Source organism: Wenxinia saemankumensis (genome assembly GCF_900141735.1).
In the GTDB taxonomy this organism is placed as follows: Bacteria; Pseudomonadota; Alphaproteobacteria; order Rhodobacterales; family Rhodobacteraceae; genus Wenxinia; species Wenxinia saemankumensis.
On the sequence record NZ_FQYO01000001.1, the window covers coordinates 672792 to 695838 of the forward strand.

Annotated in this window: 24 protein-coding genes; 15 read left to right on the forward strand and 9 right to left on the reverse strand. The window is 69.3% G+C overall.

Features of this window, described 5'->3' with window-relative positions; genetic code table 11:
• Positions 1 to 66 precede the first annotated feature (66 nt).
• The 10 genes from BUE30_RS03090 (at position 67) to aat (ending at position 10857) form a co-directional block, all read left to right on the forward strand.
• Complete coding sequence (locus BUE30_RS03090; RefSeq protein ID WP_073326361.1) at positions 67 to 1461, forward strand: substrate-binding protein; 1395 nt, start codon at positions 67 to 69, stop codon at positions 1459 to 1461.
• A gap of 133 nt (positions 1462 to 1594) precedes the next feature.
• Positions 1595 to 2626, forward strand: a complete 1032-nt coding sequence (locus tag BUE30_RS03095) for a branched-chain amino acid ABC transporter permease (protein ID WP_073326362.1) — start codon at positions 1595 to 1597, stop codon at positions 2624 to 2626.
• A gap of 4 nt (positions 2627 to 2630) precedes the next feature.
• Complete coding sequence (locus tag BUE30_RS03100; RefSeq protein WP_073326363.1) at positions 2631 to 3839, forward strand: branched-chain amino acid ABC transporter permease; 1209 nt, start codon at positions 2631 to 2633, stop codon at positions 3837 to 3839.
• A 12-nt stretch (positions 3840 to 3851) separates the two neighbouring features.
• A complete protein-coding gene (locus BUE30_RS03105; RefSeq protein WP_073326364.1) occupies positions 3852 to 4610 on the forward strand; it encodes an ABC transporter ATP-binding protein in 759 nt (252 codons plus the stop codon).
• Positions 4611 to 4624: 14 nt separating this feature from the next.
• A complete protein-coding gene (locus tag BUE30_RS03110; protein WP_073326365.1) occupies positions 4625 to 5398 on the forward strand; it encodes an ABC transporter ATP-binding protein in 774 nt (257 codons plus the stop codon).
• 58 nt (positions 5399 to 5456) lie between these two features.
• On the forward strand, positions 5457 to 7403 hold the full coding sequence (acs, locus tag BUE30_RS03115; protein WP_073326366.1) for an acetate--CoA ligase: 1947 nt from the start codon (positions 5457 to 5459) through the stop codon (positions 7401 to 7403).
• A 225-nt stretch (positions 7404 to 7628) separates the two neighbouring features.
• A complete protein-coding gene (locus BUE30_RS03120; RefSeq protein WP_139300455.1) occupies positions 7629 to 8183 on the forward strand; it encodes a hypothetical protein in 555 nt (184 codons plus the stop codon).
• 161 nt (positions 8184 to 8344) lie between these two features.
• Entirely contained in the window at positions 8345 to 8839 is a 495-nt protein-coding gene (accB, locus tag BUE30_RS03125) for an acetyl-CoA carboxylase biotin carboxyl carrier protein (protein WP_073326368.1), read from the forward strand.
• Positions 8840 to 8849: 10 nt separating this feature from the next.
• Positions 8850 to 10196 carry an acetyl-CoA carboxylase biotin carboxylase subunit gene (gene accC / locus BUE30_RS03130; RefSeq protein WP_073326369.1) on the forward strand — a complete coding sequence of 449 codons (1347 nt, stop codon included), beginning with the start codon at positions 8850 to 8852 and terminating at the stop codon, positions 10194 to 10196.
• A gap of 13 nt (positions 10197 to 10209) precedes the next feature.
• A complete protein-coding gene (gene aat, locus BUE30_RS03135; protein WP_073326370.1) occupies positions 10210 to 10857 on the forward strand; it encodes a leucyl/phenylalanyl-tRNA--protein transferase in 648 nt (215 codons plus the stop codon).
• On the opposite strand, the gene BUE30_RS03140 is transcribed toward aat, so the two are convergent.
• The 3 genes from BUE30_RS03140 to BUE30_RS03150 are packed head-to-tail and all read right to left on the reverse strand — an operon-like array spanning position 10821 to position 12014.
• Entirely contained in the window at positions 10821 to 11192 is a 372-nt protein-coding gene (locus BUE30_RS03140) for a DUF2155 domain-containing protein (RefSeq protein ID WP_083601052.1), read from the reverse strand. The genes aat and BUE30_RS03140 overlap by 37 nt on opposite strands.
• Positions 11189 to 11572, reverse strand: coding sequence for an NADH:ubiquinone oxidoreductase subunit NDUFA12 (locus BUE30_RS03145; RefSeq protein WP_073326371.1), 384 nt, complete (start codon positions 11570 to 11572; stop codon positions 11189 to 11191). Before BUE30_RS03145 ends, BUE30_RS03140 begins: the two co-directional genes overlap by 4 nt.
• A 55-nt stretch (positions 11573 to 11627) precedes the next feature.
• Positions 11628 to 12014, reverse strand: a complete 387-nt coding sequence (locus tag BUE30_RS03150; protein WP_073326372.1) for a RidA family protein — start codon at positions 12012 to 12014, stop codon at positions 11628 to 11630.
• A gap of 77 nt (positions 12015 to 12091) precedes the next feature.
• On the opposite strand from BUE30_RS03150, the gene BUE30_RS03155 reads away from it, so the two are divergent.
• The gene (locus tag BUE30_RS03155; protein ID WP_073326373.1) at positions 12092 to 12508 is read left to right on the forward strand and encodes a (R)-mandelonitrile lyase; all 417 of its coding nucleotides are present in this window, start codon (positions 12092 to 12094) and stop codon (positions 12506 to 12508) included.
• A 64-nt stretch (positions 12509 to 12572) separates the two neighbouring features.
• On the opposite strand, the gene clpX is transcribed toward BUE30_RS03155, so the two are convergent.
• The 6 genes from clpX to BUE30_RS03185 all read right to left on the reverse strand — a co-directional run bounded on the left by clpX (position 12573) and on the right by BUE30_RS03185 (position 19206).
• The gene (clpX, locus tag BUE30_RS03160) at positions 12573 to 13850 is read right to left on the reverse strand and encodes an ATP-dependent Clp protease ATP-binding subunit ClpX (RefSeq protein ID WP_073326536.1); all 1278 of its coding nucleotides are present in this window, start codon (positions 13848 to 13850) and stop codon (positions 12573 to 12575) included.
• 127 nt (positions 13851 to 13977) lie between these two features.
• Positions 13978 to 14607 (reverse strand): ATP-dependent Clp protease proteolytic subunit, encoded by a 630-nt coding sequence (locus BUE30_RS03165; RefSeq protein WP_073326374.1) that lies wholly within the window; start codon positions 14605 to 14607, stop codon positions 13978 to 13980.
• A gap of 154 nt (positions 14608 to 14761) precedes the next feature.
• Positions 14762 to 15658: a YihY/virulence factor BrkB family protein gene (locus tag BUE30_RS03170; RefSeq protein WP_244526256.1), complete on the reverse strand. Its 897-nt coding sequence runs from the start codon at positions 15656 to 15658 to the stop codon at positions 14762 to 14764.
• A gap of 88 nt (positions 15659 to 15746) precedes the next feature.
• Entirely contained in the window at positions 15747 to 17108 is a 1362-nt protein-coding gene (locus tag BUE30_RS03175; RefSeq protein ID WP_073326375.1) for an alpha,alpha-trehalose-phosphate synthase (UDP-forming), read from the reverse strand.
• A gap of 4 nt (positions 17109 to 17112) precedes the next feature.
• Positions 17113 to 17889 carry a trehalose-phosphatase gene (gene otsB, locus BUE30_RS03180; protein ID WP_073326376.1) on the reverse strand — a complete coding sequence of 259 codons (777 nt, stop codon included), beginning with the start codon at positions 17887 to 17889 and terminating at the stop codon, positions 17113 to 17115.
• Positions 17890 to 18000: 111 nt separating this feature from the next.
• On the reverse strand, positions 18001 to 19206 hold the full coding sequence (locus BUE30_RS03185) for an ROK family transcriptional regulator (RefSeq protein ID WP_073326377.1): 1206 nt from the start codon (positions 19204 to 19206) through the stop codon (positions 18001 to 18003).
• A gap of 164 nt (positions 19207 to 19370) precedes the next feature.
• Between BUE30_RS03185 and BUE30_RS03190 the strand changes: the two genes are divergently transcribed.
• The 4 genes from BUE30_RS03190 (at position 19371) to BUE30_RS03205 (ending at position 23021) form a co-directional block, all read left to right on the forward strand.
• Positions 19371 to 20402, forward strand: a complete 1032-nt coding sequence (locus BUE30_RS03190; protein WP_073326378.1) for a sugar ABC transporter substrate-binding protein — start codon at positions 19371 to 19373, stop codon at positions 20400 to 20402.
• Between the two features lie 128 nt (positions 20403 to 20530).
• Positions 20531 to 21598: an ABC transporter permease gene (locus BUE30_RS03195; RefSeq protein ID WP_073326379.1), complete on the forward strand. Its 1068-nt coding sequence runs from the start codon at positions 20531 to 20533 to the stop codon at positions 21596 to 21598.
• Positions 21598 to 22374: an ATP-binding cassette domain-containing protein gene (locus BUE30_RS03200; RefSeq protein ID WP_073326380.1), complete on the forward strand. Its 777-nt coding sequence runs from the start codon at positions 21598 to 21600 to the stop codon at positions 22372 to 22374. Before BUE30_RS03195 ends, BUE30_RS03200 begins: the two co-directional genes overlap by 1 nt.
• Positions 22375 to 22394: 20 nt before the next feature.
• Positions 22395 to 23021, forward strand: a complete 627-nt coding sequence (locus tag BUE30_RS03205) for a nucleoside/nucleotide kinase family protein (protein ID WP_073326381.1) — start codon at positions 22395 to 22397, stop codon at positions 23019 to 23021.
• Positions 23022 to 23047 lie beyond the last annotated feature (26 nt).

Below are 23047 nucleotides of genomic sequence, written 5' to 3' on the forward strand. Positions count from 1 at the left end.
GGGCGCGGCCAAGGGGGAGGAGACCCGGCCACCGCGCCCGCCGGATCGCCAACAAGGGAGGAAACGATGTCCAGACACTTCACCCGCCGCGGCGTGCTCCGCACCGGCGCCGTGGCCGCGGGCGGCCTCGCGCTGCCGACATACCTGCGCGCGCAGGAATCGGGCTACACCAATGCCCCGCAGGGCGACACGGTCGTGCTCGGCTTCAACGTGCCGCAGACCGGCGCCTATGCCGACGAGGGCGCGGACGAGCTGCGCGCCTTCGAGCTCGCGGTCGAGCATCTGAACGGTGAAGGCGACGGCGGGATGCTGAACACCTTCTCGAACAAGAACCTCGACGGGACGGGCATCCTCGGCAAGCGGGTGGAATACGTCACCGGCGACACCCAGACGAAGTCCGACATCGCCCGCGCCTCGGCCCAGTCGATGATCCAGCGCGATGGCGCGATCATGATCTCGGGCGGCTCGTCCTCGGGCCCGGCCGTCGCGGTCCAGGCGCTCTGCCAGGAGGCGGGCGTGATCTTCATGGCCGGCCTGACCCATTCCAACGACACCACCGGCAAGGACAAGAAGGCCAACGGCTTCCGCCACTTCTTCAACGCCTACATGTCGGGCGCCGCGCTCGGCCCGGTGCTGACGCAGGCCTATGGCGAGGGCCGTCGCGCCTATCACCTGACGGCCGACTACACCTGGGGCTGGACGCAGCAGGCCTCGATCGAGGCGGCGATGGGCTCCATCGGCAACTGGGAGATGGTGGAGAACGTGCTGACGCCGGTCGGCGCCGGGGACTTCTCGTCCTACATCGCGCCGGTGCTGAACTCGGGCGCCGACATCCTGGTCCTCAACCATTACGGCGGGGACATGGTGAACTCGCTCACCCAGGCGGTGCAGTTCGGGCTGCGCGACCGGCAGGTGAACGGGCACGACTTCCAGATCGTCGTGCCGCTCTATTCCGAGCTGATGGCCGCGGGCGCGGGCGAGGCGATCAAGGGCGTCTACGGCTCGATGAACTGGAACTGGCAGCTCCAGGATGCCGGCTCGCAGGCCTTCACCCGGTCCTTCGGCGAGAAGTTCGGCTTCCCGCCCTCGAACGCGGCCCATACCTGCTACGTGCAGACGCTGCTCTATGCCGACGCGGTCGCCCGGGCGGGCACGTTCAATCCCTGCGGCGTCGTCGAGGCGCTGGAGGGGCGCGACACTCCCGGCAGCCTGGAGGGGATCGACAGCGAGTCGAATACCGGCTTCCTCTTCGACGGCCTCGGCAACGGGCAGACGCTGTACCGCGCCGCCGATCACCAGTGCTTCAAGGACGTACTCGTGATGAAGGGCGCCGAGGCGCCGACCTCGGCCTACGACACGCTCGAGATCGTGGAGGTCACCCCGACCGCGCAGGTCTGGTACGAGCCCGACAACCCGATGTTCGAGGGCGGCGACCTCGGGGAATGCAACCCGGGCGCCTGACGCCGGATGCGGGGCGGGCCGGCGCCCGTCCCGCACCCTCTCGCGCGGGGCGGCCCCTCGCCCGCCCCGCCCTTTCGCCCTGCCCCTTGGCCCGCGCGGCCCCGACCCGGCCCGCCGAACATCCGAGCGAGACATGGACGCCTTCCTGCTGCAAATCCTGAACGGCCTCGACAAGGGCTCGGCCTATGCGCTGATCGCCCTCGGCCTCACCCTCATCTTCGGCACGCTGGGGGTCGTGAACTTCGCCCACGGGGCGCTCTTCATGATCGGCGCCTTCTGCGCGGTGACGCTGAACGCCATCCTCGGCCTGTCCCATCAGGTCACCGACCCCGAGCGGACCGACTTCCTCGGCAACCCGCTGCAGGTCGACGTCCCCTACGTCTACGACATCTTCGGCGAGAGCGCGGGGGCCTGGATCCTCGACTGGTCCGTCCCGCTGGCGATCCTGCTGGCGATCCCCGTGATGCTGGTGATCGGCATCGTGATGGAGCGCGGCCTGATCCGCCACTTCTACAAGCGCCCGCATGCCGACCAGATCCTCGTGACCTTCGGCCTCGCCATCGTGCTGCAGGAGATCATCAAGGCCTTCTACGGTGCCAATCCGATCCCCACCCCGGCGCCCGACGCGCTGCGCGGCTCGGTCGATTTCGGCGCCTGGCTCGGCCTGCAGGCGGGCAGCGTGATCTACCCGGTCTGGCGGCTGGTCTACTTCTTCTTCGCCGGGATCATCATCGCCGGGGTCTTTGCCTTCCTGCAGTTCACCACCTTCGGCATGGTCGTCCGCGCCGGCATGGCGGACCGCGAGACGGTGGGCCTGCTCGGCATCGACATCGACCGGCGCTTCACGCTGATGTTCGGCCTCGCCGCGATCGTCGCGGGGCTGGCGGGGGTAATGTACACACCGATCCTCTCGCCCAACTACCACATGGGAATGGACTTCCTCGTCCTCAGCTTCGTCGTGGTGGTGGTGGGCGGCATGGGCTCGCTGCCCGGCGCCGTCGCCGCGGGGTTCCTCCTGGGGATCCTGCAGAGCTTCGCCTCGATGAACGCGGTCAAGTCGCTGCTGCCCGGCATCGACCAGATCATCATCTACCTGGTTGCCATCGTCATCCTGCTCACCCGGCCGCGCGGCCTGCTGGGCCGCAAGGGCGTGATGGAGGAGTAGGACAATGCTCGGACTTCACGGACGCGATCTCACCCTCTTCCTGGTCGTCACGGCGCTGGTCGTGTTCGCCCCGGTGATCCTCAACCCCTTTCCGATCGGGTCGAGCCTGGCCCAGTTCAACGCCGGCTACCCGGACCTGATGCAGCGCTTCGTGATCTACGGGATCTTCGCGATCGGCTTCAACATCCTGTTCGGCCTGACGGGCTACCTGTCCTTCGGCCACGCGGCCTTCCTCGGGCTCGGCTCCTACGCCGCGGTCTGGATGTTCAAGCTGCTCAGCATGAACGTCATCCCGGCGCTGATCCTCAGCACCGTGGTGGCCGGGCTCTTCGCACTGGTGATCGGCTTCATCTCGCTGCGGCGGTCGGGGATCTACTTCTCGATCCTGACGCTGGCCTTCGCGCAGATGATGTACGCGCTCGCCTATTCGGTGCTGACGCCGATCACCAACGGCGAGACGGGCCTGCAGCTGGCGCTGGACGATCCGCGCATCCTCGACGGGGGCGAGCGGCCGACCTCGCTGCCGGTCACGGACCTCTTCGGGCTCGAGATGCGCGAGACCACGGTGCTGCACATGGGATCGTGGGAGTTCACCATCGGCGCGGGCTACTACTTCGCCGGGATCCTGATGCTGATCGCCTTCTACCTGTCGATCCGGATCTTCCGCTCGCCCTTCGGGATGATGCTGCGGGCGGTGAAGTCGAACCAGAACCGGATGAACTATACCGGCCTCAACACCCGGCCCTACACGCTGGCCGCCTTCGTGATCTCGGGCATGTATGCCGGCCTCGCCGGCGGGCTTCTGGCCGCGATGGACCCCCTCGCCGGGGCAGAGCGGATGCAGTGGACCGCGAGCGGCGAGGTGGTGCTGATGACCATCCTCGGCGGGGCGGGCACGCTGCTGGGCCCCGTCCTGGGCGCCGGCCTGATCAAGTACTTCGAGAACATCTTCTCCAAGATCAACGACGGTGTCCTGCATGCCTGGTTCGGCGCCGTGCCCGACGGGATGGAGGATGTCCTCGTCACGGTCTTCCACCCCTTCGTGGGCAAGGGCTGGCACCTGACGCTGGGTCTGATGTTCATGGCCGTCGTCATCTTCCTGCCCGGCGGGCTGGTCGAGGGCGGCACGCGGATCGGCCGGCTGTTCCGCCGCCGGGGCCGCAACGCGGGCGGCGCCGAGGCCGAGGCCGCCGCCAAGCACCCTGCCGAATAAGGAGCGCGCGAGATGGGCATTCTCGAGGTCAAGGGCGTCAACAAGCGCTTCGGCGGCTTGCAGGCGCTGGGGGACGTGAACCTCTCCGTTGCCGAGCGGACGGTCCACGCCATCATCGGGCCGAACGGGGCGGGGAAGTCGACGCTGCTGAACTGCCTCGTCGGCAAGCTGATCCCCGACAGCGGGTCGGTCATGTTCGACGGCAAGTCGGTGCTGGGGCGCAAGCCGCACGAGATCAACCAGATGGGCATCTCCCGCGTGTTCCAGACGCCCGAGATCTTCGCCGATCTGACGGTGCTGGAGAACGTGATGATCCCCTGCTTCGCCCGCCGCGACGGGGCGTTCCGGATGCACGCGCTCCGCTCCGTCCGGTCCGAGGGCGGGATCCGCGACCAGGCCGAGGCGATGCTGGCCGACGTGTCGATGCTGGAGAAGGCGGGCGCCCATGCGGGCAGCCTGTCCCGCGGGGACAAGCGGCGGCTCGAGATGGCGATGTGCCTGGTGCAGGAGCCGAAGCTGCTGCTGCTGGACGAGCCGACGGCGGGCATGGCGCGGGCCGACACCAACAACACGATCGACCTGCTGAAGGAGATCAAGGACAAGCGCCCGATCACCATGTGCATCATCGAGCACGACATGCATGTCGTCTTCAGCCTCGCCGAGCGGATCACCGTGCTCGCCCAGGGCACGCCGCTGATCGAGGACACGCCGGACAACATCAAGGGCCATCCCAAGGTGCGCGAAGCGTATCTGGGCGAGGCGCAGGTCTGAGGGACGAGCGAGAAATGACCCATATCGAGGCGATCCGCCCCCACGGGGCCTTCGACAGGAACCGCAACATGGCCGGCACCTCGGCCAAGTATCTCTCCGTCTGGGGCATCCAGGCCTATTACGGCGAGAGCTACATCGTGCAGGATGTCAGCTTCGACATCCACGAGGGCGAGATCCTCGCCCTGCTGGGCCGCAACGGGGCGGGCAAGACCTCGACCCTGCGGACGATCGCGCGGCTCGACAACCCGGCGCTGAAGCACGGCGAGATCTGGCTCGACCACCAGCCTCTGCACACGATGCGCGCGCATCAGGCCGCGCAGGCCGGTATCGCGCTGGTGCCCGAGGACCGCCGCATCATTCCCGGCCTGACGGTCGAGGAGAACCTGCGCCTCGCCCAGATCCAGCCCCCCGTCGGCTGGTCGCTGAGCCGGATCTACGAGCTCTTCCCCCGCCTCGGCGAGCGGCGCCAGCAGGAGGGGGTGACCCTGTCGGGGGGCGAGCAGCAGATGCTCGCCATCGCCCGCGCGCTGGCCCGCGACATCAAGGTGCTGCTGCTGGACGAGCCCTACGAGGGCCTCGCCCCCGTCATCGTGCAGGAGATCGCAAAAACGCTCGCCATCATCCGCGACCAGGGGATCACCACGATCATCGTGGAGCAGAACGCCGTGGCCGCGCTGAAGCTTGCGGATCGCGCCGTGATCCTCGACACCGGGTCCGTGGTCTTCGACGGCTCGGCGCAGGAGGTGCTGGACGACGAGGCGCTGCGATCGAAATACCTCGCCATCTGAGGCGAGACGCCCCCGGGCGCGGCTGCGGCCCCCGGGGGCGCCAACGGGAGGACAGGACATGAAAGACAGCTACGAGCCGAATGCCGAGATGGCCCGCGCCGCCCATGCGGACAAGGCGACCTACGACCGGATGTATGCCGAGTCCGTCGAGGACCCCGCCGCCTTCTGGGCCGAGCACGGCAAGCGCCTCGACTGGATCAAGCCGTTCACGAGGGTCAAGGAGACAAGCTTCGACTTCGGAAACGTGTCGATCAGGTGGTTCGAGGACGGCACGCTCAACGTCGCCGCCAATTGCATCGACCGCCACCTCGCGGAGCGCGGCGACCAGACCGCCATCATCTGGGAGCCGGACGAGGCGGGCGACGAGGCGCAGCATATCAGCTACCGCCAGTTGCACGCCCATGTCTGCAAGTTCGCCAACGTGCTGAAGGAGCTGGGCGTGGGACGGGGCGACCGGGTCGTCCTCTACCTGCCGATGATCCCGCAGGCCGCCTATGCGATGCTCGCCTGCGCGCGGATCGGCGCGGTCCATTCCATCGTCTTCGCCGGCTTCTCGCCCGACGCGCTGGCGAACCGGATCGACGATTGCCAGGCCAAGGTCGTCATCACCGCCGACGGCGCGCCGCGCGGCGGCCGGGTGACGAACCTCAAGGACAACGTGAACAAGGCGCTGGTGAACTCGAACGAGGATCCCAAGGTCCTGATCGTCAAGCGCACCGGCCAGCAGATCGCCTTCCGCGCCGAGGGGGATTACTGGCTGCACGAGATGGAGGCGCAGGTCTCGAACGATTGCCCGCCCGAGGAGATGGGGGCCGAGGATCCGCTCTTCATCCTCTACACCTCCGGCTCGACCGGCAAGCCGAAGGGCGTCGTCCACACCTCCGGCGGCTACCTCGCCTATGCGGCGATGACCCACCAGTACACGTTCGACTACCATGACGGCGACGTCTTCTGGTGCACCGCCGATGTCGGCTGGGTTACGGGGCATAGCTACATCGTCTACGGCCCGCTCGCGAACGGGGCCACGACGATCATGTTCGAGGGCGTGCCGACCTATCCCGATGCCGGCCGCTTCTGGGCCGTCTGCGAGAAGCACAGGGTCAACCAGTTCTACACCGCCCCCACTGCGATCCGCGCCCTGATGGGCAAGGGGACCGAGCCGGTCGAGAGATACGATCTCTCCGATCTCAAGGTGCTGGGCACCGTAGGCGAGCCGATCAATCCCGAGGCCTGGACCTGGTACAACGAGGTCGTCGGCAAGGGCCGCGTGCCCATCGTCGACACCTGGTGGCAGACCGAGACGGGCGGCCACCTGATCACCCCCCTGCCCGGCGCGACGGCGACCAAGCCGGGATCGGCCACCCTGCCCTTCTTCGGCATCCGGCCGGTTGTGCTGGAGGCCGAGAGCGGCAAGGTCGTCGAGGGGAACCCGGCGGAGGGCGTCCTCGCCATCGCGGACAGCTGGCCGGGGCAGATGCGCACCGTCTGGGGCGATCACGACCGGTTCGAGGCGACCTACTTCCAGCAGTACAAGGGCTATTACTTCACCGGCGACGGCTGCCGCCGGGACGAGGACGGCTATTACTGGATCACCGGCCGCGTGGACGACGTGATCAACGTGAGCGGTCACCGCATGGGCACGGCCGAGGTCGAGAGCGCGCTCGTCGCCCACGAAAAGGTCGCCGAGGCGGCCGTGGTCGGCTACCCGCACGACGTGAAGGGCCAGGGCATCTACGCCTATGTCACGCTGATGGGCGGGCAGGAGCCGTCGGACGGGCTGAAGAAGGAGCTGGCCGACTGGGTCCGGCAGGAGATCGGACCGATCGCCAAGCCCGACCTGATCCAGTTCGCGCCCGGCCTGCCCAAGACCCGCTCGGGCAAGATCATGCGCCGGATCCTGCGCAAGATCGCCGAGAACGATTACGGCGCGCTTGGCGACACCTCGACCCTGGCCGAGCCCGAGGTCGTCGACGACCTGATCGAGAACCGGCAGAACCGGCGCTGAGGCGCCGCCCCCGGGCGCCCCGCTTGCGCCCGGGCCCTTCGGGACTGCCGGGTGGGGTGAGCCGGGGTTAATGCCCCGGTTACCACCTGCCGCGATTCCCGGCCGGATCATGGCGCCGCCGTGGTAGGATGGGACCGGAAGGCCAGAACCGGCCTGCAATCCCGAATGGAGAGCCTCATGGAACCGATCGCCCCGGCGACGTCCATGGCGGCGGTCCCCCGCCCCATGGCCGACCTACGCCCCGCCGCCGACGCGGCGGCCCTGACCACCGACCCCAATCCCGCCGCGCCGCTGGGCGCCGCCCCGGCCTTCGCCCCCGCCTCCACCGCGCAGGCGGGAGAGGTCGCGCGCGCCCAGATCGGTGCGCCGGACGGCCTGCGCGGCACGCCGCGCGTCCTCAAGCCCTTCGGCATCACGATGCTGCCCCGCGACGCCGAAGGCGGGCGCACCCCGCCGGGCGGCGCGGGGGGCGGGGACGAGGCCGGATCACCGGACGCGGCCGCATCCCGCGCGGCGCCGCGCGGATCGGATCGGCCGGGATCGCCGCCGCCGGGTTCGACCCCGCCGGTCCCGCAGCAATCGGACGCGGAGCCGGGGGATTCGGCCCCGCCCGGGCCGGCCAACGACGGGGCCGGCCCGAGCGATCGCTCCGCCGCTGCGCCCCGATCCGACCCGGTACCTGACGCGCCCCCCGCCCGGTCCGGCGACCGGTCCAGCGACCAGTCCGGCGCCCCGGACACTCGCGCCGCACCGGCCGACCGCGACCCGCCCCCCGCCTGACGCTGGGGCAAGGGGCGGTCCCGGGCCGCCCCGTTTCGCCCCGGCTTTTCCGCGCCCTCCCCTTGGCCTATAACACCGGGCAAACCGCCGGATCGGCGCCCGCTCCCGGGCGTCCGGGACAGAGCGGGGAACATTCGCCGGGCGCAAGGGGACAGACCGATATGGGCAAGGCCGACACACACGAAAGCGACGTCAGCTTCATCCGCGCGCTCGCCGAGCTGCTGCAGGAGAACGACCTGACCGAACTCGAGGTGAAACGCGAATACGGCGACGAGGGGCGGCTGAACGTCCGCGTCTCCCGCGCCGCGCCGCCGGCCCCGGTCCAGCAGCATGTCGCCCCCGCCCCCGCCGCGCCGGCGACGCCCCAGGCGCCCGCGACGCCCCAGCAGGCGGCGACCCCGACCGCCGACCCGGCCAGCCATCCCGGCGCCGTCACCTCGCCCATGGTGGGCACCGTCTACCTGCAGGGCGAGCCCGGCTCTCCGCCCTTTGTCAGCACCGGCGACAGCGTGAAGGAGGGCGATACCCTCCTAATCATCGAGGCGATGAAGACGATGAACCAGATCCCGGCCCCGCGGTCGGGCACGGTCAAGCGCATCCTCGTCGAGGATGGCGGGCCGGTCGAATACGGCGCGCCCCTGATGATCATCGAATGAGGGCAAGCCCATGTTCGACAAGATCCTGATCGCCAACCGGGGCGAGATCGCCCTGCGCGTCATCCGCGCCGCGCGCGAGATGGGCATCGCCACCGTGGCGGTCCACTCGACGGCCGATTCCGACGCGATGCACGTGCGCATGGCGGACGAGGCCATCTGCATCGGCCCCCCGCCCAGCCCGCAATCCTACCTCTCCTTCCCCGCGATCCTCTCCGCCTGCGAGATCACGGGCGCGCAGGCGATCCATCCGGGCTACGGCTTCCTGTCCGAGAACGCCGCTTTCGTGCAGGCGGTCGAGGATCACGGCCTGACCTTCATCGGCCCCTCGGCCGAGCATATCCGCATCATGGGCGACAAGATCACCGCCAAGGAGACGGCGAAGCGGCTGGGCATCCCGGTCGTCCCCGGCTCGGACGGGGGCGTGCCCGATCTCGTCTCGGCCCGGGCCGTCGCCCGCGACATCGGCTACCCGGTCATCATCAAGGCGACGGCCGGCGGCGGCGGCCGCGGCATGAAGGTCGCCCATGACGACCGCGAGATGGAGCGCGCCTTCCAGACCGCGCGGTCCGAGGCGAAGGCCGCCTTCGGCAACGACGAGGTCTATATCGAGAAGTATCTCGGGCAGCCCCGCCACATCGAGATCCAGGTCTTCGGCGACGGCAAGGGCGGCGCGGTCCATCTCGGCGAGCGGGACTGCTCGCTGCAGCGGCGCCACCAGAAGGTTCTGGAAGAGGCCCCCGGTCCCGTCATCACCCCCGAACAGCGCGCGCGGATCGGCAGGATCTGTGCCGATGCCGTGGCCGAGATCGGCTATGCCGGCGCCGGCACGGTGGAATTCCTGTTCGAGAACGGCGAATTCTATTTCATCGAGATGAATACCCGCCTGCAGGTGGAGCATCCGGTCACGGAAGGGATCTTCGGCGTGGACCTCGTGCGCGAGCAGATCCGCGTCGCCTCCGGCCTGCCGATGTCGTTCGGGCAGGACGATCTCGTCATCAACGGCCATTCCATCGAGGTGCGGATCAATGCCGAGACCGTGCCCGATTTCGCCCCGCGTCCCGGCAAGATCACCCAGTACCACGCGCCGGGCGGTCTGGGCGTCCGGATGGATTCGGCGCTCTACGACGGCTACCGCGTCCCGCCCTACTACGATTCGCTGATCGCCAAGCTGATCGTGCATGGCCGCGACCGGCCCGAGGCGCTGTCGCGCCTCGCCCGCGCGCTGGGCGAGCTCATCATCGACGGGGTCGAGACGACGATCCCCCTCTTCAACGACCTGCTGGCCGAGCCCGCGATCCAGTCGGGGGATTACGACATCCACTGGCTCGAGCGCTGGCTCAAGAGCCGTTACGCCTGAGGCCCGCCCGGCCATGGCCCTGACGGCCCGCACGCTGCTCTCGGCCTATGCGGCGGGCGTCTTCCCGATGTCGGAAAGCCGGACCGACCCGGACCTGTTCTGGGTCGATCCGAAGCGGCGGGGCATTATCCCGCTGGAGGGCTTCCGCATCTCGCGCTCGCTGGCGCGGGTGCTGCGGCGGGACCGGTTCCACATCACGATCGACACCGCCTTCGACGCGGTGGTCGACGGCTGCGCCGACCGGGACGAGACATGGATCAACCCGACGATCCGCCGGCTCTACGGCGAGCTCCACCGGCTGGGCCACGGCCATTCGGTCGAGGTCTGGGACGGCCCCGCCCCCGGGGCCGCGCTGGTCGGCGGGGTCTACGGCGTGACGCTGGGCGCGGCCTTCTTCGGCGAGAGCATGTTCTCGCGGCAGCGGGACGCGTCGAAGGTGGCGCTGGCCTATCTCGTGGACCGGCTGCGCGCCGGCGGCTTCGCCCTGTTCGACGTGCAGTTCCTGACCGATCATCTCGCCAGTCTCGGCGCGATCGAGGTGGACCGCAGCACCTACGGCACCCTGCTGGAGCTGGCGATCCGCGAGACTGCCTCGTGGGAGGCGCCGGGGCCACCCGGCCCCGGTCAGGGGGTTGTGCAGCGCAGCGCCCAGACGTCGTAGCGCGGATGGTCCATCGCGTTCAGCGCGGGGGCCGAGGCGACCATCCAGCCCTGGAAGACCGGGTCCGGCACCGCCTGGTAGAAGATGGTGAGCCATTCCCAGGCGTCGCCCGCCGCGTTGCCCGCAGGATAGCGGCACTCGCCCAGCGCGATCGACAGGTGCCCGACCGACGCCGCCTCGCCATTGGCGAGTTCGAGATCCGTGACCTGCCCGGTGATCTTGTCGAGCACGCGGATCGTGCCGCCCGTCCCCGTCTCGGCCTGCTGGGCGGCGGCGCCGCCGGCCGTGCCGAGGCACAGCGCCACGATCGCGAGGGCGCGCGGAAGGCGGATCATTCCGGGGACCAGGCTTCGTAATCCGAACGCGGCGCGGGTTCACCCCGCAGGATCGATCCGGCGGGGGCATAGGCCTGCGGCGTCCCGGTCAGGTTCGGCAGGTGCGGCTTCTCCCAGGACTGGCGCCTCAGCGGCGCCTGCGTCGGCGGCTGATCCCAGGTCCGGTGCAGCCAGCCGTGCCATTCGGGCGCGATGCGGCTGCCCTCGATCTCGCCGTTGTAGATCACCCAGCGCTTCGTGTCGTCCGAGTTGCGGTAGTAGACGTTGCCCTGCTCGTCCTCGCCCACCTTCTCCCCGTGCCGCCAGGTAAAGAACTGGGTGTTGAACGTCTGGCCGTTCCACCAGGTCAGGGCGCGCAGGATCTTGGTCTTGAGGCTCATCGCTGTCTCCTCGGAGGCTCGCCTCCTCATGCCAGAGGGGGGCGGTCCCGTCCAGTCACCCCCGGCGGAGCCGTGCCGTGGCCTCGATCTCGATCCGCATCTCGGGCTCCTGCAGGCCGGCGACGATCATCGTCGCGGCGGGACGGCTGGCGCCGAAGGCTGCGGCGGTCACGGGCCAGCAGGCGGGCCAGTCCGCCGCGTCGGGCAGGATGTAGCGGATGCGGACGATGTCCGAGAGGTCGCCCCCCGCCTCTTCCAGCGCGCGGCCGATCGTCGCCAGAGCGTTGCGGCACTGGTCGGCCACGTCCGACGGCATGGTCATCGTGGCATAATCGTAGCCCGTCGTCCCCGAGACGAAGGCCCAGCCATCCGCCACGACGGCGCGGGAATAGCCGATCCGCTCCTCGAAAGGGGATCCGGTGGTGATCAGGCGGCGATCCATCCTGCCACGCTAGGCGCCGCCCCGGGTCGCCGCAAGATCGGCGGGCGCTAGCTGGCGCCGCACAAGGAGGAGCCGACATGGACCATCATCCCGCCACGTCCCGCCCCGTCACGGACGGCGCGCCCGAAACCTTCACGGGCCGGGTCCGCATCGCCCCGGTGATCGAGGCGCCCGAGCCGTCGCAGCTGCGATCCTACCTCGTGACCTTCGCGGCCGGGGCCCGCACCCACTGGCACACCCATCCGCTCGGCCAGGCGATCCACGTCCTCTCGGGCGAGGGCCGGGCCCAACGCGACGGGGGCGAGATCCTCACCCTTCATCCCGGGGACACGGTCTGGTTCGCCCCCGACGAGCGACACTGGCACGGCGCCGGACCGGACGGCGAGATGACCCATATCGCGATGCAGGAGGCGCTGGACGGCAAGGCGGTGGACTGGTCCGACCCGGTCGAGGAGGCGCATTATGCCGGCACCGGGCGGGCGGTGCCCGGCTGAGGGGCGCCGGAACGGAAAAGGGGCCGGACGATGCCGGCCCCTTTTCCCCGAATGCGTCGGTCCGTCAGCTCGCCGTCGCCTTGGCGCCGGACTTCTTGCCCGCCTGGTCGGCGTAGATCATCAGCGGCGCGGCGTCGGGGCTCACCGCTTCCTCGTTGACCACCACCTCGGACACGTCCGTCAGGGACGGCAGGTCGAACATCGTGTCGAGCAGGATGTCCTCCATGATCGACCGCAGGCCGCGGGCGCCGGTCTTGCGCTCGATCGCGCGGCGGGCGATCGCCTTCAGCGCGTCGTCGGTGAAGGTCAGCTTCACGTCCTCGATGTCGAAGAGGCGGGCATATTGCTTGACCAGCGCGTTCTTCGGCTCGGTCAGGATGGTGACCAGCGCGCCCTCGTCCAGATCCTCGAGCGTGGCGATCACCGGCAGGCGGCCGACGAATTCGGGGATCAGGCCGAATTTCAGCAGATCCTCGGGCTCGAGATCGTGGAAGATCTCGCCGATGCCGCGGCTGTCGGGGTCGCGCACGTCGGCGCCGAAGCCCATCGCGCTGCCCTTGCCCCGCTGGGCGATGATCTTGTCGAGTCCCGCGAAGGCGCCGCCGCAGATGAACAGGATGTTCGTCGTGTCCACCTGCAGGAATTCCTGCTGCGGATGCTTGCGTCCGCCCTGGGGCGGCACGGAGGCGACGGTCCCTTCCATGATCTTGAGCAGGGCCTGCTGCACCCCCTCGCCCGACACGTCGCGGGTGATCGAGGGGTTGTCGGACTTGCGGGTGATCTTGTCGACCTCGTCGATGTAGACGATGCCGCGCTGCGCCCGCTCCACGTTGTATTCGCTGGCCTGCAGCAGCTTGAGGATGATGTTCTCGACATCCTCGCCGACATAGCCCGCCTCGGTCAGCGTCGTCGCGTCCGCCATGGTGAACGGCACGTCGAGGATGCGGGCCAGCGTCTGGGCCAGCAGCGTCTTGCCGCAGCCGGTCGGGCCGATGAGCAGGATGTTGGATTTCGCCAGCTCGATATCGGCGGATTTCTGGGCGTGGTTCAGACGCTTGTAATGGTTGTGGACCGCGACAGAGAGCACGCGCTTGGCGTGAAGCTGGCCGATCACGTAATCGTCCAGCACGTCGCAGATCTCGCGCGGGGTCGGCACGCCGTCCGAGGCCTTGAGCCCGGCGGACTTCGTCTCCTCGCGGATGATGTCCATGCACAGCTCGACGCATTCGTCGCAGATGAACACGGTCGGTCCCGCGATCAGCTTGCGCACCTCGTGCTGCGACTTTCCGCAGAAGCTGCAGTAGAGCGTGTTCTTGCTGTCGCCGTTCGACGTAGTCGCCATCTCGCTCACCTCCGGCCCGGTGGCCGTTCGCATGTTGTTCGTGCTGCCCTATCGGCGGACGATAGGGCAGCCGTTTTGCAGGCTCAACGCCAAAACGTCGCCGTGGTGTTCACGCCCCCTTGGGGTCTCAGCTCACAGCGTCCTGCTGGGCGTCGCGGCTTTCCACGATCTCGTCGATCAGGCCCCATTCCTTGGCGTCCTGCGGCGACATGAAGTTGTCGCGCTCCAGCGCGGCCTCGACCTTCTTCAGCGGCTGGCCGGTATGCTTGACGTAGATCTGGTTCAGCTGGTCCTTCAGCTTCTGCGTCTCCTGCGCGTGGATCATGATGTCCGTCGCCTGGCCCTGGTAGCCGCCGGAGGGCTGGTGAACCATGATCCGGCTGTTGGGCAGCGAGAAGCGCATCCCCTTCGCCCCCGCCGTCAGCAGCAGCGACCCCATCGAGGCCGCCTGCCCCACGACGAGGGTCGAGACGGCGGGGCGGATGTACTGCATCGTGTCGTAGATCGACAGGCCCGCGGTCACGACGCCGCCGGGGCTGTTGATGTACATGGAGATCTCCTTCTTCGGATTCTCCGCCTCGAGGTGCAGCAGCTGCGCCACGACGAGCTGGCTCATCCCGTCATGGACGGGACCGTTGAGGAAGACGATCCGCTCCTTCAGCAGGCGCGAGAAGATGTCGTAGGCCCGTTCGCCGCGGGAGGTCTGCTCGACCACCATCGGAACGAGGTTCATGTAGGTTTCCACGGGGTCGCGCATGTCGGGGGGCCTTTCGGGACATTCGCCCGGGCGCGGGGGCCACGGGCGCTTTACGGGTAGGGAAAAAGTCCTGAGCGAATCTTAGGTATCCCGCCGGGGGCTCGCAAGGGCACCTGCCGGCGCGCGGAGGGCCGCCGCGACGTCGGCCGGCGGCTCAACCCAGCGGGGCGTTCTCGCTGCCCGCCTCGGGATGGGTCAGGTGCGCCGGACGCGGATGGTCGCGGGCGAGACCGCGCCGCTCGAGCACGACGTTCACCGCGGCGCCGAGCAGGATGAGGTAGGCCGAGATGTAGAGCCACATCAGCATCGCCGCCGCCGCCCCGATCGAGCCGTAGACCTCGTTGTACCGGCCGAAATTCGACAGGTAGAGCGAGAAGCCGGTCGACGCGAGCAGCCACAGCAGGATGACCAGCAGGGCCCCCGGCGTGATCCAGCGCGGGCGCGCCTCGCGCCGGTTGGGGCCGAAACGGTAGAGGATGCCGAGACCCACGATCAGAACCGAGATCGCGATCAGCCAGCGCGACAGCTCGATCACCGCCGCCGCCTGCCAGGGCAGCGGCAGGAAGTCGATGACGACGGGCACGATCACGACGAGGGTCAGCGCGGTGAAGGCCACGCCGATCAGCGAGGCGGTCATGCCCAGCGCCACCAGAAGGCTGCGGACCCCGCCCCGCAGCGGGCGGTCGTAGATCGCGTTCAGCGCCCGCATCAGCGCCGCGATGGCGACCCGGGCCGAGAACATGGCGATCGACAGCGACAGCACCGCGCTGAAGGTCAGCGTCTCGGGCCGGGCCGAGAGCAGCGCCTCCATCTGCCGGAAGAGCACGTCGTAGACATCGCCCGGCACCAGCTCCTGCATCAGCTGCAACTGCGTCAGCACGACGCGCGGATCGGCGAAGAGGCCGAAGATCGAGATCAGCGCCGCGACCGCGGGGAACAGCGAGAACATCCCGAAGAAGGCGACGGCGGCCGCGATCAGGCCCAGATGGACCCGGTCGGCCACCATCCAGACCTTCAGGAAGGTCCCGCCGAAATCCTTGATCCGTTCCATGCCGTGGGGTCCATCCTGAGGGCGGCACGGCTGCGCCTGCCCGAGGAGGGGTAGTGCGCGGATCCCCGCTTGTCGAATCCGCGCGGCGTCAAATCGTGCCGGCTGTGGCCAATGCGTCGAGATAGGTCGTCGTCCACCAGTCGATGTCGTGTTCGCGAATGGCGGCGATCAGCGACAGGTGGCGGGCGATGCGCTCGTGCTCGGGCATCGACAGCGCGGCACGGATCGCTCGGGAGGTGTCGCCGATATCGTAGGGGTTCACCATCAGCGCGGCGTCCAGCTGCTCGGCCGCGCCGGCGAAATGCGACAGGATCAGCACCCCCGGATCGGCGCCGTCCTGCGCGGCGACGTATTCCTTTGCCACCAGGTTCATCCCGTCCGCCAGCGGCGTGACCAGCATCGCGTCCGCCCGCCTGTAGAGACCGGCGAGGATCTCGCGCGGGATGTTCTTCCGGATGTAGCGGATCGGCGTCCAGTCGAGCTCGGCATGTTCGCCGTTCACCCGGCCGGCCATCTCCTCCAGCTCCTCGCGGATATCGCGATAGGCCTCGACGTCCTCGCGGCTGGGCGGCGCGATCTGCAGCAGCGTCGCGCGCGGCTCATCCGGCTGGCCGGTGCGGAGGAACTCGCCGAAGGCGGCGAACCGGTTCGGGATGCCCTTGGAATAGTCCAGCCGGTCGACGCCGAGGACCAGCTTCTCGCCGGGGTCGAGCCGCAGGGTTCGGTCGGCATCCCCGGCCGCGTCGGCGGCCTCGGCGAAGTCGTCGACATCGATCCCGATCGGAAAGCTGGCGAGGCGGAACTGCCGGTCGCGGAACTTCATCCGTCCCTTCAGCAGCATCTCGGCCCCGTTCTCGCGCAGGACGTTGATCGCCGCCGAGACGTCGCGCACCGTCTGCAGCCCCACGAGGTCGTAGGCCGCGACCCATTCGGGCAGGTACTTGTTCTCGGGCAGGGCCGGCACGTCCGAGACGTTGGGGAACGGGATGTGCAGGAAGAAGCCGACCCGGTTCTCGACCCCCTCGAGCCGAAGCGCCCGCGCGAGCGGAAGGAAGTGGTAGTCGTGGACCCAGATCATGTCGTCCGGCCCGGCCTCGGCGGCGATCAGCCGGGCGACCTTGCGGTTCACCTCCCAGTAGGTCCGCGCCGCGTCCTGGTCGAGCGTCATGAGGTCCGCCCGGTGATGGAAGAGCGGCCAGAGCGTCGAATTGGCGTAATCGAGGTAGAAGCCCTTGTGTTCCGCCGGGGTGAGGTCGAAGGACCGCCGCCGGTAGGGCTCGTCCGCGATCGGGGTCAGCCCCTCGGCCGGGCTGTCGGTGACCTTGCCGGAATTGCCGATCCAGATCCCGCCGCGGGCCTTGAGCGCGTCGTGCAGCGCCACGACCAGCCCGCCGGACGGCGCGCTGTCGGTGGGGATCCGGTTCGAGACGACGATGAGACGGCCGGCCACGGGTTCACTCCTCTGTGATCGTTATCCACGCGGACAAAACGCGTCGGACGGCGGACGGGTCCGCCAGGCGGTAGGGCGCGGTGGTCTCGCCCTCGCCCACCTTGACCGCGATGCCGCCCTGCCCCGCCACCCAGGCGAGCGCCGGCTCGTCCGTGGCGTCATCGCCGAGGAAGACCGGCGTGCGGCCGGCCCAGCCCTCGCGGTCCATCCGGGCGGCGATGGCGGGGGCCTTGCCGATCCCGTCGGGGCGCAGCTCGGCCGCCATCTTGGCGGCATGGAACTCGAACTCGGGATAGGCTGCCGCCTGCTCCTCGATGAAGGCGGTCGCCTCCGCCGCGCGCTCCGGGGCGCGACGGTAGTGCAGGACGACGCCGGTCGGCTTGCGCTCGACGATGAGCCCCGCCTTGCCGGCTGCGAAGGCCTCCGTCGCCTCGATCACGCGGCCGAGCGCGTCGCCGGTCGCGGCCGGGTGCCGCTCGAGCCTGTCGCCCTCGCGCTGCTCGGCCCCGTGGCCGCCGATCAGAAGCCCCCCGAAATCCGGCAGGAAGCCGGCGAGGTGCGGCACCGCGCGCCCGCTGACCAGCGCCGCATGTCGCTCCGTGCGGTCCAGAAGCGCGGTCAGAAGCCCCGGCAGGTCGGCGCCGACGACGATCCCGTCCGGCGTCTCGGCCAGGTCGACGAGCGTGCCGTCGAAATCGAGGAAGACCGCCGCCTCTCCGGGGTCGAGCGCGCCCAGCGCCAGGTTGAGATCTCTCTCGTCGCCCTCGATGAGGTTGCTCATGCCGGTCCCCGCGCCCGCAGCCGGTCGCTCCGGCCTATCGCGCGGTCATCTAGGCCGCCGCCCGGGACGGGAAAGTCGCGGGGCGGCTTCCCTTGCGGCGCGGCCGGCGATCTAGTTCGCGATCTGCAGACCCCGCCCAGCCAGAAGAAGCTGCGCCTGCACCGGCTTGATGGCCCCGCCCATGGCCCGCGCCTCGGGCCCGCAGCTGCCCGGCAGGATCCGGGGCCGGACGAGGCCCTGCAGGTCGAGCCGGGGCAACTCCTCCTCGATCGTGGCGACCAGCCGGTGCAGCACGTCGCGCGGCATCGCGCCGTCGATCACCACCGCCTCGACATCGGTGACGGCGGTCACGGTCCGCGCCGCGTCCGCCAGCGCCCGGCCGGCATTGGCGACCCAGATCGAGACCTGCTCCTCGAACTCGCTCCAGTCGTCGAGCCTCTGCCAGATGCCCGTCCCCTCCTGCCCCGCCGCCTCGATGCTCGCCTCGAGCAGGTAGAGCGACGCGGTGTCGATCAGCGTGCGCGGGTTGCCCCCCGGCCCCCGGGACGGAAGCGAGCCGAATGCCGCGGCATTGCCCCGCGCCCCGTCGAAGACGGTACCGCCGAGGACCAGCCCGCCGCCGATGAAGGCCCCGATGAAGAACGAGGCCCAGTTGTCCGCGACCCGGCCGTGGCCCCAGACCTGCTCGGCCCGGCAGGCGGCGGTGGCGTCGTTCTCGAGAAAGACCGGCAGATCCGTGTAGCGGCCGAGCTCGGCCGGGAAGTTCGTCTCCTTCCAGGCGTTCAGCGCGTCGGCGGGCGCGCCGACCGAATCGTGCCAGTTCCAGAGCTCGAAGGGCTTGGCGATGCCGATGCCCGAGATCCGGTCGCGCTGCGCCTCGGACAGGCCGCCGGCCAGATCCTCGATCGATTCGCGCACGAAGGGCAGGACGATCTCGGGGGTCGGCCAGCGATAGGTCGTGCGGCGGCGGTCCCGGATCTCGCCGGTGAAGTCGATCAGCACGACCTGCGCCGAGCGGCGGCCGATATTGACCCCGATCGACAGCGCCCCGCCGGGGGCCAGCGCCATCGGCACGCGCGGCTTGCCGACCGTGCCGCGGATCGGCTCGCCCCGGACGATCAGCCCGTCCTGTTCCAGCCGCCGCAGGATCACCGACACCGTCTGCGGCGAGAGGCCCGCCTGCCGCGCGATGTCCGCCCCCGGCAACGCGCCGGCCTTCTGGATCATCGTCAGGATCAGGCGCTCGTTGTAGTCCCGCAGGCCCTGCTGGTTCACGCCGGGCGTATGGGCACGAAGCTGTTCGATGGGCACCGTCATTCCTCCCTTATAGGTTGAACCGCCGGCGCTGGAAAGGAATTAATCACTAACACTTACTTATTGACCGACGGGTCGGAACCTGCTTCTCTTCAACGAGGGTCGGGTCAATCCCGATCCCGAGATCCGGCGGGAGGACGCCGGGTCCCTGTAACCGGGAGGACAAGATGAAGACCTATATCGCCTGTTCGGCACTCGCCATGGTCGCGCTGGCCGGCCCCGCCTTCGCCGAGGCCCACATGGCCCCCGAGGGAACGAGCGCCTGCCTCATCACCAAGACCGACACCAACCCGTTCTTCGTCAAGATGCGCGAGGGCGCGCAGGCGGCGGCGGACGAGCTGGGGATCGAGCTCAACGCCTATGCGGGCACCGTGGACGGCGACAACGAGAGCCAGGTCGACGCGATCGAGACCTGCATCGCGAACGGCGTGGACGGCATCCTGCTCACCGCGTCCGACACCTCGGCCATCGTCTCGTCGGTGCAGCAGGCGCGCGACGCGGGCATCCTGGTTATCGCGCTCGACACCCCGCTCGAGCCGGCGGACAGCGCCGACGCGACCTTCGCCACCGACAATTTCCTGGCGGGCGAGCTGATCGGCCAGTGGGCCGCGGCACAACTGGGGGATGAAGCGGCCGATGCGCGCATCGCGATGCTCGACCTCAGCGTCAGCCAGCCCTCGGTCGACGTGCTGCGCAACCAGGGCTTCCTCCAGGGCTTCGGCATCGAGCTCGGCGATCCCAACGTGATCGGCGACGAGGAGGACCCGCGCATCGTCGGCAACGACGTGACCGCCGGCAACGAGGAAGGCGGACGCACGGCGATGGAGAACCTGCTCGCCGTCGATCCCTCGATCAACGTCGTCTACACGATCAACGAGCCCGCCGCCGCCGGCGCCTACGAGGCGCTCCGCTCCGTCGGGATGGAGAGCGACGTGCTCATCGTCTCGGTCGATGGCGGCTGCCCCGGCGTGCAGAACGTGGCCGACGGCGTGATCGGCGCGACCTCGCAGCAATACCCGCTCGACATGGCACGGCTGGGGATCGAGGCGATCGCCGCCTACGCCGCCGACGGCACCCTGCCTCAGCCGACCGAGGGCAAGGACTTCACCGATACCGGCGTGCGCCTGGTGACCGACCAGCCGGCCGAGGGCGTCGACAGCATCGACAGCGCCGAGGGCACGGATCTCTGCTGGGGCTGATGCCCGCGCAGGATCATCGACACGCTTGATCCGGGGCCCCGCGTGGGCGCAGGATCGACCCATGGGGGCGGGCCCGGAGGGAGGAGCCGGGCCCGCCCCTTCTCACTCGCGGCGGGAAGGGAGACCCCATGTCGAGCGACAGCGACCATTACGAGACGTCCGTGCGCGAGCGCCGCGAGGAGGCGGTCGCCGCCTTCGACGAGCGCGACAAGGGCCTGATGGGCCGGTTCCACCACGCGCTGCACGTCACCCCGGCGCTCGTGCCGCTGATCGTGCTGATCGCCTCGATCGCGGTCTTCGGCCTGCTGATCGGGGACCGGTTCTTCTCTCCCTTCTCGCTGACGCTGATCCTGCAGCAGGTGCAGATCGTCGGCATCGTGGCGGCGGCGCAGAGCCTCATCATCCTGACGGCGGGCATCGACCTCTCCGTCGGCGCGATCACCGTCTTCTCGTCGGTCATCATGGGCCAGTTCGCCTTCCGCTACGGGATCCCGCCGGTCTTCGCCGTCTTCGCGGGGCTGATCTTCGGCCTCCTCTGCGGACTGCTGAACGGCTTCCTCGTCAGCCGGATGAAGCTGCCGCCCTTCATCGTCACGCTGGGGACGTGGCAGATCATCCTCGCCTCCAACTACCTCTATTCCGCGAACGAGACGATCCGCGCACAGGAGATCGAGGCGCAGGCCCCGTTGCTGCAGTTCATGGGCACCAAGTTCACCCTGGGCGGCGCGGTCTTCACCTACGGCGTGATCTTCATGCTGCTGCTGGTCCTGGTGCTGGCCTGGGTGCTGAAGCACACCGCCTGGGGGCGCCACGTCTATGCCGTGGGCGACGATCCCGAGGCGGCGCAGCTGTCCGGCGTCAACGTGCGCGGCACGCTGCTCAGCGTCTACGGCCTGGCCGGGCTGATCTGCGGCTTTGCCGGCTGGGCGCTGATCGGGCGGATCGGCTCGGTCTCTCCCACCTCGGCCTACGAGGCCAATATCGAGAGCATCACCGCCGTCGTGATCGGGGGCATCTCGCTCTTCGGCGGGCGCGGGTCGATCCTGGGGGCGCTGTTCGGGGCGCTGATCGTGGGGGTGTTCTCGCTCGGCCTGCGGCTGCTCGGCGCGGACGCGCAATGGACCTACTTCTTCATCGGCCTTCTCATCATCGCCGCCGTGGCGGTGGACCAGTGGATCAGAAAGGTGACCGCCTGATGGACCCCATCCTCAAGGGTCGCAACCTGGTGAAGCGCTACGGCCGCGTCGTCGCGCTCGACCACTGCGATTTCGACCTCTACCCGGGCGAGATCCTCGCCGTGATCGGCGACAACGGCGCCGGCAAGTCGACGCTCATCAAGGCACTGTCGGGCGCCGTGATCCCCGACGAGGGCGAGGTGACGCTCGAGGGGCGCCGGGTGCGCTTCGCCTCGCCCAACGACGCGCGCGAGGCGGGGATCGAGACGGTCTACCAGACCCTCGCCATGTCGCCCGCCCTCTCCATCGCGGACAACATGTTCATGGGCCGCGAGGTGCGCAAAGCCGGGATCATGGGCAAGCTGTTCCGCCAGCTCGACCGGACCCACATGGAACAGTTCGCGCGCGAGAAGCTGAACGATCTCGGCCTGATGACGATCCAGAACATCACCCAGCCGGTCGAGACGCTGTCCGGCGGGCAGCGGCAGGGCGTCGCCGTCGCGCGGGCCGCCGCCTTCGGCAGCCGCGTCATCATCCTCGACGAGCCGACGGCCGCGCTGGGGGTCAAGGAGAGCCGGCGCGTCCTCGACCTCATCAAGGACGTGAAGGCGCGCGGCATCCCGATCATCCTCATCAGCCACAACATGCCGCATGTCTTCGAGGTCGCCGACCGGATCCACGTCCATCGCCTGGGCCGGCGGCTCTGCGTCATCGACCCGCGCGATCACTCGATGTCGGATGCGGTAGCCTACATGACGGGAGCCAAGGTGCCCGAGGGAACGTTAACGCCGGCCTGATCTCGCCGGACGCTGCGCGCATGAAGAACATCACCGCCCAGGTCACCCTCCTCTCCGACCGGCTGCACGAGCTGCGCCGCTGGCAGGACCGGCTGGTGGTCGGAATCGCCGGGGCGCCCGGGTCGGGCAAGTCGACCCTGGCGGGCGAGCTGGCCAAGCGGATGAACGTGCAGAAGGTGCCCACGGTCGTCGTGCCGATGGACGGCTTCCACCTCGACAACGCGGTGCTGGAGGCGCGCGGACTGCTGCCCAGAAAGGGCGCGCCGGAAAGCTTCGACGCGAACGGCTTCCTGTCGCTCATGCGCCGGATCCGCGCGGGCGAAGAGGTGTTCGCCCCCGTCTTCGACCGCACGCGCGACATCGCCATCGCCGGCGCGCAGGAGGTTGCGCCCTGGCACCGGGTGGTGATCGTCGAGGGCAACTACCTGCTGCTGGACGAGGCGCCGTGGTCGGCGCTGGCGGATCTGTGGGACGTGTCGGTCTATCTCGACGTCGAGCTGCCCGAGCTGCGGGCCCGCCTGATCCAGCGCTGGCTGTCGCACAACCTGTCCCGGGCGGCCGCGACGCGCCGGGCCGAGGCGAACGATCTGGTGAACGCGACGCGGGTGATCGAACGGCGGCTCGAGGCGGACCACGTCCTGACCTGAGGGCCGCACCCCGCCGATGATCGCCG

What these genes read in the sequence shown, in the direction of transcription:
- BUE30_RS03090 (WP_073326361.1), top strand. Translation starts at nt 67, where the DNA reads ATGTCCAGACACTTCACCCGCCGCGGCGTGCTCCGCACCGGCGCCGTG.
- BUE30_RS03095 (WP_073326362.1), top strand. Translation starts at nt 1,595, where the DNA reads ATGGACGCCTTCCTGCTGCAAATCCTGAACGGCCTCGACAAGGGCTCG.
- BUE30_RS03100 (WP_073326363.1), top strand. Translation starts at nt 2,631, where the DNA reads ATGCTCGGACTTCACGGACGCGATCTCACCCTCTTCCTGGTCGTCACG.
- BUE30_RS03105 (WP_073326364.1), top strand. Translation starts at nt 3,852, where the DNA reads ATGGGCATTCTCGAGGTCAAGGGCGTCAACAAGCGCTTCGGCGGCTTG.
- BUE30_RS03110 (WP_073326365.1), top strand. Translation starts at nt 4,625, where the DNA reads ATGACCCATATCGAGGCGATCCGCCCCCACGGGGCCTTCGACAGGAAC.
- acs (WP_073326366.1), top strand. Translation starts at nt 5,457, where the DNA reads ATGAAAGACAGCTACGAGCCGAATGCCGAGATGGCCCGCGCCGCCCAT.
- BUE30_RS03120 (WP_139300455.1), top strand. Translation starts at nt 7,629, where the DNA reads ATGGCCGACCTACGCCCCGCCGCCGACGCGGCGGCCCTGACCACCGAC.
- accB (WP_073326368.1), top strand. Translation starts at nt 8,345, where the DNA reads ATGGGCAAGGCCGACACACACGAAAGCGACGTCAGCTTCATCCGCGCG.
- accC (WP_073326369.1), top strand. Translation starts at nt 8,850, where the DNA reads ATGTTCGACAAGATCCTGATCGCCAACCGGGGCGAGATCGCCCTGCGC.
- aat (WP_073326370.1), top strand. Translation starts at nt 10,210, where the DNA reads ATGGCCCTGACGGCCCGCACGCTGCTCTCGGCCTATGCGGCGGGCGTC.
- BUE30_RS03140 (WP_083601052.1), bottom strand. Translation starts at nt 11,192, where the DNA reads ATGATCCGCCTTCCGCGCGCCCTCGCGATCGTGGCGCTGTGCCTCGGC.
- BUE30_RS03145 (WP_073326371.1), bottom strand. Translation starts at nt 11,572, where the DNA reads ATGAGCCTCAAGACCAAGATCCTGCGCGCCCTGACCTGGTGGAACGGC.
- BUE30_RS03150 (WP_073326372.1), bottom strand. Translation starts at nt 12,014, where the DNA reads ATGGATCGCCGCCTGATCACCACCGGATCCCCTTTCGAGGAGCGGATC.
- BUE30_RS03155 (WP_073326373.1), top strand. Translation starts at nt 12,092, where the DNA reads ATGGACCATCATCCCGCCACGTCCCGCCCCGTCACGGACGGCGCGCCC.
- clpX (WP_073326536.1), bottom strand. Translation starts at nt 13,850, where the DNA reads ATGGCGACTACGTCGAACGGCGACAGCAAGAACACGCTCTACTGCAGC.
- BUE30_RS03165 (WP_073326374.1), bottom strand. Translation starts at nt 14,607, where the DNA reads ATGCGCGACCCCGTGGAAACCTACATGAACCTCGTTCCGATGGTGGTC.
- BUE30_RS03170 (WP_244526256.1), bottom strand. Translation starts at nt 15,658, where the DNA reads ATGGAACGGATCAAGGATTTCGGCGGGACCTTCCTGAAGGTCTGGATG.
- otsB (WP_073326376.1), bottom strand. Translation starts at nt 17,889, where the DNA reads ATGAGCAACCTCATCGAGGGCGACGAGAGAGATCTCAACCTGGCGCTG.
- BUE30_RS03185 (WP_073326377.1), bottom strand. Translation starts at nt 19,206, where the DNA reads ATGACGGTGCCCATCGAACAGCTTCGTGCCCATACGCCCGGCGTGAAC.
- BUE30_RS03190 (WP_073326378.1), top strand. Translation starts at nt 19,371, where the DNA reads ATGAAGACCTATATCGCCTGTTCGGCACTCGCCATGGTCGCGCTGGCC.
- BUE30_RS03195 (WP_073326379.1), top strand. Translation starts at nt 20,531, where the DNA reads ATGTCGAGCGACAGCGACCATTACGAGACGTCCGTGCGCGAGCGCCGC.
- BUE30_RS03200 (WP_073326380.1), top strand. Translation starts at nt 21,598, where the DNA reads ATGGACCCCATCCTCAAGGGTCGCAACCTGGTGAAGCGCTACGGCCGC.
- BUE30_RS03205 (WP_073326381.1), top strand. Translation starts at nt 22,395, where the DNA reads ATGAAGAACATCACCGCCCAGGTCACCCTCCTCTCCGACCGGCTGCAC.